We start from the raw sequence: 8,332 nt of genomic DNA, 5'->3' as shown, positions 1-8,332 counted from the left end.
AAGGGACATCAGCGCCGGGAACAGGGCATGCAGCGCCAGTTCCCGCCTAGGGCCAGCAGCATCACATCCAGCCGGCGCTGCAGGACCGCCCGGCGATAATGGGCCGGACCCGGACAGGAGTAACCGTTTCACTTCATATCGTCTAGAGGTTGTACTTCCAGGCCAGTTGCGCCGGGCAGGCGTTCATCACCACGTCCAGGCCTGCTGCCTTGGCGCGTTCCGCCGCGGCTTCGTCGATGACCCCCAGCTGCAGCCAGACGGCTTTGGCGCCCGTGGCAATGGCCTGGTCCACCACGTCACCCACCCGCTGCGAGTTCACAAAGCAGTCCACGACGTCGATGGGCCGCTTTTCCGCAGGGATGTCGGCGAGGGTGCGGTACCCGGTTTCGCCGTGCACGGGTTCGCCGGGCAGGTTGACGGGGATGATTTCCATGCCGAGCTTGTCTCGGATAAAGAGCGACGTATCGTAGGCGGCGCGCCACTCGTTGGTGGTCAGGCCCACGATGGCCCAGCGCCCCTGGGTACGCATGAGGCGTTCGATGACTGCGGGATCATTGGTGTGGCCCATGCGATCAGCCTACGCTGCGCTTTCCGGTCCGTCGGCTCCGGCCGGTGTCGGGTCCCCGGCCTATTTCGCCGGGGATTCCGGCTTCCGGCCGCTGCCCTGGCCCCGCGCCTCGACCACTGGGGCAGGCGCATCAGCCGTCCTGGGCGCAGCTGCGCCGGGTCTGCCCTGGCCCCCTGGGAGGGTATCCGCCGCGGTCGCGTCCGGCTTGCCTGCCGCAGGCGTGCCCGTTGGTGCGGTGTCCGCCGCAGGTGCGGCACCGCCGTCGTTCTGGCTCCTGCCCTTCCCGTCCGTCCCGCCTCCCGGGGCGGCGGGCAACGCCGCCCCTGCCGGTCCCGGCACACAGGCTCCCTGGCCGCTGCCGGCGTCGTGCTTGGCGGGTCCGCCGCAGCTTCGCAAACTGCTGTGGCCGGTTACTCCGGCGGGGTCTTCCAGAAGCCGGGACGACCGGCTTCGGGCATGCGTGGCCGCGGCGGGTGCAGCTGACGAAACTGGATCCGGGACATCCCCGCCGGCGGCAAGCCACGGCGACGTGTCACCGCCCCAAGCGGCCGATGCACTGGCAGACGGCGCACTCCATGGCGGAGTCCAGTCCGCCAGCAATTGCTGCATCGTTCCGCTCCCGGGTGCGGAGGTGCTGGCAGCCACACCGCCAACGCCCAATCCCATCCCGGCCACCAGAACCAGGCCCAGCGCGGTGGGGCGGTGGCGCCGCCGCCGACGGCGCGTGAGGTCGTCGTCCGGCTGCTCCGGGGCTGGAGGATGTTCCACGGCCGGAGGACGTTCCACAGCCGGAGGACGTCCCACATCGCCTCCGTCTCCGGCTGTGCCGGCTGGGGCCAGCAGAGCGGCGAGTTCCGCGCTGGGTGCGGGGGCGGGGAGCGATGCCAGCGCACCAAGTGAGAGCAGCGCGTCGCGGAGGTCCAGGTCGTCACCGCACCCAGCGTCCTGGAGCATGTCATCGACAAGGGAGACAAGGTTCCCTGATGGTTGCGTCATGGCGCGAGGTACTCCTTCACTGCCGCGAGTTCCCGGAGTTTGAGCAGTGCACGGCGCTGGAGCTGCTTCACGGAGCCGACGCTCCTATTCATGGCCTCCGCCGCCTGTTCCACGGTCAGGCCTCCCACCAAACGAAGCGAGAGTACTTCGCGCTGGTCTTGGGGCAGTCCGGACAGGAGCCCGAGGACCTCGCCGGGCGAGATGTTTTGCAGAGCTTCTTTTTCGGCGGAGGTTTCTTCGCGCTGGTCGAGTTCGGGCTCGAACGGCAGCTTTACCGGGTGACGGCTTTGGCGCCGGTGATCGTCCACCATGCGGGCGTGGGCAACACTGAAGATGAACGTCCGCAGCCCGGCCTTTCCTCCCCGCACGGTGTCCAGGCGGGGCAGGACGGATAGGAACACTTCCTGCATGGCCGCCTCCGGATCCTCGACGCCACGGGCTGCAAGATAGCCCAGGACTTGTGATGCGTACGTCTTGTAGATGAGGCTGAGGGCAGCAGGCCCGGGCACGGCATGGTCCGGGTCCGCATCTGTCTGTGCATCGGTCACTGACGTGGTGCTCTCAATCAAAAAGGGCGTCGGCAAGGGAAGCGTCTCACATGAATCCGGAACGCTGCTCTTACTTTACCCTTCGGTAACCTCGCTGGCCGGTAACCGAAGGGAGGCCGCCCGCGCCGCGGCGGCCTTGCCAAGAGATCAAAAGGGCCGGCCTGGAACGTGATGGGGGACAGGTTCCAGACCGGCACTTCATAGGGGTAATCGCTGCCGACCCCGAAAGGGTTACGCCCGCCCAAAAGTTTTTTTGAATTTGTTTCTGCCGGTCCTCAGCGGGCTGCCGTCCTGCTCCAACGCGGCGCCGTGGCCTGCCTCCGCGGCGCCTTCGCCAGTGCGTAGGCGTGCAGCCTCACCGGCAGCCGCTGGTCATCGCAAGCGGGCACGACGACGGCGGGCAGATCGCCTGGAACAGCGTTGGCGGCCGCTGCGGGTACAGCAGCGGGACGGGACACTCCCCCGGCGGGGCTGAGATCGGTCACCAGGCCCGTCCCGGCACATTCACGCACGGCCGCAATACCGGCAGCTACCGCAGCCTTGTCCTCGAACCCTTGCGAGACGGCCATGACCGACCCGTCGGGCCCCAGCAGCCGGAACCTGTAGAGCAGCTCCGGATCAAGAAAAACTTCAAAGTTTCCCGCCACGGCATGTCCTTCCGGTCTGGTCTCTTCAACCGGCGACGGCTCTCTGCGGGGTGCATCCCTGCACCGCCAAAAGCATGTTGGAACCGTCCGCTGATCAGTTCAAATGGTGTTAACGAGTCTGGTTGCGGCGCCTGCAGGCGTACAAGCCCCGCCGCGTTAAGCCTGTGTAAATTACAGCCCACCCCGGCAAACGCCAACGGCGGCCCACCTGCAAAAGGTGGGCCGCCGCCGTCGTCTGCCGTGTTCCGGACGAACGTGTCAGTCGTTGATGAGGTCGTTCACCACGATGGTCTGGTCGCGGTCCGGGCCAACGCCAATAGCGGAGAACCGGGTTCCGGACAGCTTCTCCAGCGCCAGCACGTAGTTCCGGGCGTTTTCCGGGAGGTCCGCGAGGGTGCGGGCAGCGGTGATGTCCTCGGTCCAGCCGTCGAAGTACTCGAAGATGGGCTTGGCGTGGTGGAATTCGGTCTGCGTCATGGGCATCTCGTCGTGGCGGACGCCGTCAACGTCATAGGCCACGCACACAGGGATCTGTTCGATGCCGGTGAGCACGTCCAGCTTGGTCACGAAGTAGTCCGTGAAGCCGTTCACGCGGGACGCGTGGCGGGCCAGGACGGCGTCGTACCAGCCGCAGCGGCGCGGGCGCCCGGTGTTGACGCCGAACTCACCGCCGGTTTTCTGCAGGTACATGCCCATCTCGTCGAAGAGTTCGGTGGGGAACGGGCCCGCACCCACGCGGGTGGTGTAGGCCTTGATGATGCCGATGGAGCGGGAGATTCGGGTGGGACCGATGCCGGAGCCCACTGATGCGCCGCCCGCGGTCGGGTTTGAGGAGGTCACGAACGGGTAGGTTCCGTGGTCGACGTCCAGGAACGTGGCCTGGCCGCCTTCCATCAGGACGACCTTGCCCTCATCCAGGGCGGTGTTCAGGACCAGCGTGCTGTCGATGACCAGCGGGCGGAGGCGGTCGGCAAAGGACAGGAAGTACTCAACGACCTCGTCCACCACAACACCGCGGCGGTTGTAGACCTTAACCAGGAGTTCGTTCTTCTGGCGGAGCGAGCCTTCCACTTTCTGGCGAAGGATGGACTCGTCGAAGACGTCCTGGACACGGATGCCCAGCCGGGCCACCTTGTCCATGTAGGCGGGGCCAATGCCGCGGCCGGTGGTTCCGATGGCGCGGCTGCCGAGGAAGCGTTCGGTCACTTTGTCCAGCACCTGGTGGTACGGGGCCACCAGGTGGGCGTTGGCGGATACGCGCAGCCGCGAGGTATCGGCGCCGCGGGCCTGGAGTCCGTCGATCTCCTGGAAAAGGGCTTCGAGGTTCACCACGCAGCCATTGCCGATGATGGGAACCGCGTTGGGGCTGAGAATGCCTGCCGGCAGCAGTTTGAGTTCGTACTTTTCACCGCCTACGACGACGGTGTGCCCGGCGTTGTTGCCGCCGTTGGGCTTGACGACGTAATCAACACGGCCGCCCAGAAGGTCGGTGGCCTTGCCTTTTCCTTCGTCGCCCCACTGGGCTCCTACGATCACAATTGCTGGCATGGGATCCTCCCCCATTCGTTCGGGCTGCCCGGGTCCGGCCGCGGGGAGCGGACCTGCGCAGCGCCGTTCATGAGAATGCCCCGAACAGACCGGCCTTCGCCAGACCGCAAGGCGGCGCAGCGACGCAAGAGTTCCGGGGCTCTTACCACCCAAGTTTAGCGGATCAGGCACTTTGTCCACTCGATGGGCCCGCCGCGGCCTCGCAATGGCGGTCCGCCACATTCTGAACCGCATTTGCCCCTGACCACGCTCCTGGATTTAAGTGGGAGTGGACCATCCGGAGCGGCTGAGAGACCTGGCTCAATGACGCCGCAGCAACCACGGTCCGGCAGGAAAGCTGCCGGCCGAAGGTGCTACTGCCAGGACCGATGGAAAGGAAGATTCCAGCATGCCCCTGAACACCGACCACATTCGCGCCACCCACGCCGGGTCCTTGCCCCGCACGCCTGAACTTATCGCGGCCAACACCGCCAAAGAATCCGACGGCATCACTCCAGCGTTCCTGGAGCTCCTGGAAAACTCCGTTGTGGACGTGGTCCAGCGCCAGAAGGACCTGGGAATCGACATCCCCAACGACGGCGAGTACGGGCACACGATGTCCAACTCCGTTGATTACGGGGCCTGGTGGAACTACTCCTTTGCCCGGCTCGGCGGCTTGGAGCCGACCAACGTGGACCGCTGGGCAGAAGCCGAAGTCCGGCGTTCCTCCCCCGGGAACGTTGTCCTGACGTCATTCCCCGACCGGCGGGACCGGCAGGCGTTCAACGAGGCGTACAACGACCCTTCCTCAGGGATCCTGGCGCACCGAAAGAGCGTGTCCCAGCCCAAGATCGCCGGGCCCCTGACCTACACCGGCCATGACCTGGTGGCCTCGGACATCAAGAACCTGAAGACCGGGCTCGCCGCGGCCGGTCTCACTGAGGGATTCGTGGCCTCACTCTCCCCCGGTTCCTGCGCCCGCGTAGCCAACGAGTACTACAAGAGCGATGAGGAACTTGTCTACGCCTGCGCCGATGCCATGCGCGAGGAATACAAGGCCATCATCGACGCCGGCCTGACGGTCCAGCTCGATGATCCGTCCCTGGCCGAAAGCTGGGACCAGATCAACCCGGAGCCGTCCCTGGAGGACTACCTGAAGTTCATCCAGCTGCGCGTGGAGGCCACCAACTGGGCGTTGCGGGACCTCCCGCAGGAACAGATCCGGCTCCACGTTTGCTGGGGCTCCTGGCACGGCCCACACACCACGGACATCCCGTTCGCTGACATCGTCGGCTCCGTACTTCAGGTCAATGCCGGCGCATACTCCTTCGAGGCCGCCAATGTCCGGCACGAACACGAATGGCGGGTATGGGAGGACACCAAGCTCCCTGAGGGCAAAGTGATCATCCCCGGCGTCGTCTCGCACGCCACCAATGTGGTGGAGCACCCGGACCTGGTGGCGGACCGCATTGTCCGTTTTGCCGCGCTGGTGGGCCGGGAAAACGTCAACGCATCGACCGACTGCGGCCTCGGCGGCCGGGTGCACCCGCAGATCGCGTACGCCAAACTGGAGGCGCTTGGCGAGGGTGCCCGCCGCGCCACGAAGCGACTCTGGTAGTTTTCCTCCCGTTCCGGACACGACCGCCGGTCCAATGCGCCACGAATGAGGTGCGCTGGACCGGCGTTTCGTTTCCCCGGGCTTGGTAAACTTACAGAGGCCGACCCGGAATCGGCCCACCCCAACTAACCACCGTTGATGAGCCGCGCCGGCGTGCGCCCATTTTCACCGGTGGACGCAACATCAATCCCCGCAGGAGAACCAGCCCTTCATGACCGCACTGGCCCCCGAAACATTCCACGAACAGCTCATGAGCCGCCGCTACGAAGACAGCGTTGCCGCTGTCAACGAGCTGTGTGATTCCCTGCAGGAAGTAAAGCCCGGAACCGTGGTGCCCTACGTGGACCCGATGCACGATGTTGAGGAATGCCGCATCATCAGCCTGTACTCCAACATTGGCGAGATGGACCCGTCCGGCTTCATCACGGCCGGTGACCAGGACGCCGCTACCCGCATGCTTGGCATCCAGTGGAAACTGGGCCTGCGCCCGGAATTCGTGATGCCCTGGAACGTGCACCCGTGGCACGTCCCAGGCGTTGCCAACGGCAAATTCACCCCGGACCAGGTGCAGGCAGGTTTGAAGCCGCTGCTGAAGTTCCTGGCCCTCGTCCCGCGCGCCTCGGTGATCGTGGCACACGGCACCGAGGCCAACCGCCTGGCAAACCTGCTGCTGAAGACCGAAGTCCCGCTGCTGTGGCGCCGCGGCCTGAAGACCTACAAGGTCCGTTCCCTGAGCGGACGCGCCTTCGCCGGTTCCCCGGTGCGCCAGGAGGAGTTCCTGGAGGATATGCGGACGGCCTACGCGGACGCCATGGCACGCACGGGCATCGCGAACGTGGCATAGCCAACAGCTTCAAACAGACGACGGCGGGTGGTCACCTTTCCACAGAAAGGTGACCACCCGCCGTCGGGCGTTTAAAGCCTGGGATCTTTAGGAGCCCTCGATGGCCGCTCTGGCTGCGGGATCGGAGTCGTTCAGGAACTTTTCGATCCGTTCCGGCTCGTCAGCTTCCCCGATAGCGGATGAGGCCCTGCCGAGGGAGTAGAGCGCCCGCAGGAACCCGCGGTTTGGCTCGTGCTCCCACGGGATGGGACCGACGCCGCGCCAGCCGTTGCGGCGCAGCGCGTCCAGCCCCCGGTGATAGCCCACCCGGGCGTAGGCGTAGGAGTCGATGATGCGGCCCTCTGTCCACGCCTCCTCAGCAAGGATCGCCCACAGCAGCGAAGACGTGGGGTGCTTTTCCACCAGGTCCAGGGCCTCTTGGCCGTTCTCCAGCTGCCCGTTCACCTCGGTTTCGGCAGGCAGGAGTGTGGGCTCCGGCCCCATCAGGTTCCTGCGGAACTCATCCGACATTTAGAACGTCTTTCCGGCCGAACCGAGCTGCTTGGTGGCTTCCACCACGCGGGCCGCCAGGCCGGCCTCGGCGGAGGCGCCCCAGACGCGGGGGTCGTAAGTCTTCTTGTTGCCGACTTCGCCGTCGACCTTCAGGACGCCGTCGTAGTTCTTGAACATGTGGTCCACCACCGGACGCGTGTAGGCGTACTGGGTGTCGGTGTCGATGTTCATCTTGATCACGCCGTAGGAGACGGCGTCGGCGATTTCCTGGTCCGAGGATCCGGAGCCGCCGTGGAAGACGAGGTCGAACGGGTTGTCCTTGCCGATCTTTGCGCCCACCTGGGCCTGGATGTCCTTGAGGATCTCCGGGCGCAGCTTGACGCCGCCGGGCTTGTACACGCCGTGGACGTTGCCGAAGGTCAGGGCAGTGATGTAGCGGCCGTTTTCGCCGGCGCCCAAAGCGTCGATGGTGGCCAGGGCGTCCTCGACCGTGGTGTAGAGCTTGTCATTGATGGCGTTTTCGACGCCGTCTTCCTCGCCGCCGACGGTGCCGATCTCCACCTCGAGGATCATCTTGGCGGCAGCTGTGCGCTGGAGCAGGTCGCGGGCGATGCGCAGGTTCTCCTGCAGGGTTTCGGCGGAGCCGTCCCACATGTGGGAGTTGAACAGCGGGTTGCGGCCGGCCTTGACCTCAGCTTCGGAAGCCTCGAGCAGCGGCAGGACGAAGCCGTCCAGCTTGTCCTTGGGGCAGTGGTCCGTGTGCAGGGCGATGTTGACGTTGTAGTTCTTGGCAACTTCGCGGGCGAAGGCTGCGAAACCCAGCGAGCCGGCAACCATATCCTTGGTGGAAGCACCCGACCAGTAGGCTGCGCCGCCGGTGGAAACCTGCACAATGCCGTCCGATTCGGCCTCGGCGAAGCCGCGGAGCGCCGCGTTGAGCGTCTGCGAGGACGTGACGTTCACGGCGGGGAAAGCGAATCCGCCCGCCTTTGCGCGGTCGATCATCTCTGAGTAGATCTCTGGGGTTGCAATGGGCATGCTGGCTCCTCTGCTGAGTTTCGTCTGTGGGTCGATGACCCTCAAGTAGACCGC

9 protein-coding genes and 1 riboswitch are annotated in these 8,332 nt (G+C 65.6%); of the genes, 2 read left to right on the top strand and 7 right to left on the bottom strand.

What is annotated here, in order from left to right; all coding sequences use genetic code 11:
- Positions 1-142: 142 nt before the first annotated feature.
- From AB4Y79_RS16465 to AB4Y79_RS16445, 5 genes are all read right to left on the bottom strand, one after another.
- Positions 143-568, bottom strand: a complete 426-nt coding sequence (locus tag AB4Y79_RS16465) for a CoA-binding protein (RefSeq protein WP_308928733.1) — start codon at positions 566-568, stop codon at positions 143-145.
- Between the two features lie 60 nt (positions 569-628).
- A complete protein-coding gene (locus AB4Y79_RS16460; RefSeq protein ID WP_441863981.1) occupies positions 629-1,564 on the bottom strand; it encodes a hypothetical protein in 936 nt (311 codons plus the stop codon).
- Entirely contained in the window at positions 1,561-2,112 is a 552-nt protein-coding gene (locus tag AB4Y79_RS16455) for an RNA polymerase sigma factor (RefSeq protein ID WP_441863978.1), read from the bottom strand. Before AB4Y79_RS16455 ends, AB4Y79_RS16460 begins: the two co-directional genes overlap by 4 nt.
- Before the next feature lie 275 nt (positions 2,113-2,387).
- Positions 2,388-2,759: a DUF1508 domain-containing protein gene (locus AB4Y79_RS16450; RefSeq protein WP_441863975.1), complete on the bottom strand. Its 372-nt coding sequence runs from the start codon at positions 2,757-2,759 to the stop codon at positions 2,388-2,390.
- 258 nt (positions 2,760-3,017) lie between these two features.
- Positions 3,018-4,307, bottom strand: coding sequence for an adenylosuccinate synthase (locus AB4Y79_RS16445; protein WP_441863972.1), 1,290 nt, complete (start codon positions 4,305-4,307; stop codon positions 3,018-3,020).
- Between the two features lie 270 nt (positions 4,308-4,577).
- Positions 4,578-4,682, top strand: a riboswitch (SAM riboswitch).
- Positions 4,683-4,695: 13 nt separating this feature from the next.
- Between AB4Y79_RS16445 and AB4Y79_RS16440 the strand changes: the two genes are divergently transcribed.
- Positions 4,696-5,904: a cobalamin-independent methionine synthase II family protein gene (locus tag AB4Y79_RS16440; RefSeq protein ID WP_441863969.1), complete on the top strand. Its 1,209-nt coding sequence runs from the start codon at positions 4,696-4,698 to the stop codon at positions 5,902-5,904.
- Between the two features lie 211 nt (positions 5,905-6,115).
- Positions 6,116-6,748 (top strand): uracil-DNA glycosylase, encoded by a 633-nt coding sequence (locus AB4Y79_RS16435; protein ID WP_441863966.1) that lies wholly within the window; start codon positions 6,116-6,118, stop codon positions 6,746-6,748.
- Positions 6,749-6,835: 87 nt separating this feature from the next.
- Here the strand turns inward: AB4Y79_RS16435 and AB4Y79_RS16430 are convergent, their stop codons facing one another.
- Entirely contained in the window at positions 6,836-7,258 is a 423-nt protein-coding gene (locus AB4Y79_RS16430; protein WP_441863964.1) for a DUF3151 domain-containing protein, read from the bottom strand.
- On the bottom strand, positions 7,259-8,278 hold the full coding sequence (gene fbaA, locus AB4Y79_RS16425) for a class II fructose-bisphosphate aldolase (RefSeq protein ID WP_441863962.1): 1,020 nt from the start codon (positions 8,276-8,278) through the stop codon (positions 7,259-7,261). It lies immediately after the preceding gene.
- Positions 8,279-8,332 lie beyond the last annotated feature (54 nt).

Origin of the sequence: Pseudarthrobacter sp. YAF2, from assembly GCF_052113345.1 — a bacterium.
GTDB lineage: Bacteria > Actinomycetota > Actinomycetes > Actinomycetales > Micrococcaceae > Arthrobacter.
Note: the sequence above shows the minus strand (reverse complement) of the source record. Positions and strands in the feature narration are given on the sequence as shown.

Coding starts and splice junctions, on each gene's coding strand:
- AB4Y79_RS16460 (WP_441863981.1), bottom strand. CDS start 1,564: ATGACGCAACCATCAGGGAACCTTGTCTCCCTTGTCGATGACATGCTC.
- fbaA (WP_441863962.1), bottom strand. CDS start 8,278: ATGCCCATTGCAACCCCAGAGATCTACTCAGAGATGATCGACCGCGCA.
- AB4Y79_RS16445 (WP_441863972.1), bottom strand. CDS start 4,307: ATGCCAGCAATTGTGATCGTAGGAGCCCAGTGGGGCGACGAAGGAAAA.
- AB4Y79_RS16440 (WP_441863969.1), top strand. CDS start 4,696: ATGCCCCTGAACACCGACCACATTCGCGCCACCCACGCCGGGTCCTTG.
- AB4Y79_RS16435 (WP_441863966.1), top strand. CDS start 6,116: ATGACCGCACTGGCCCCCGAAACATTCCACGAACAGCTCATGAGCCGC.
- AB4Y79_RS16465 (WP_308928733.1), bottom strand. CDS start 568: ATGGGCCACACCAATGATCCCGCAGTCATCGAACGCCTCATGCGTACC.
- AB4Y79_RS16430 (WP_441863964.1), bottom strand. CDS start 7,258: ATGTCGGATGAGTTCCGCAGGAACCTGATGGGGCCGGAGCCCACACTC.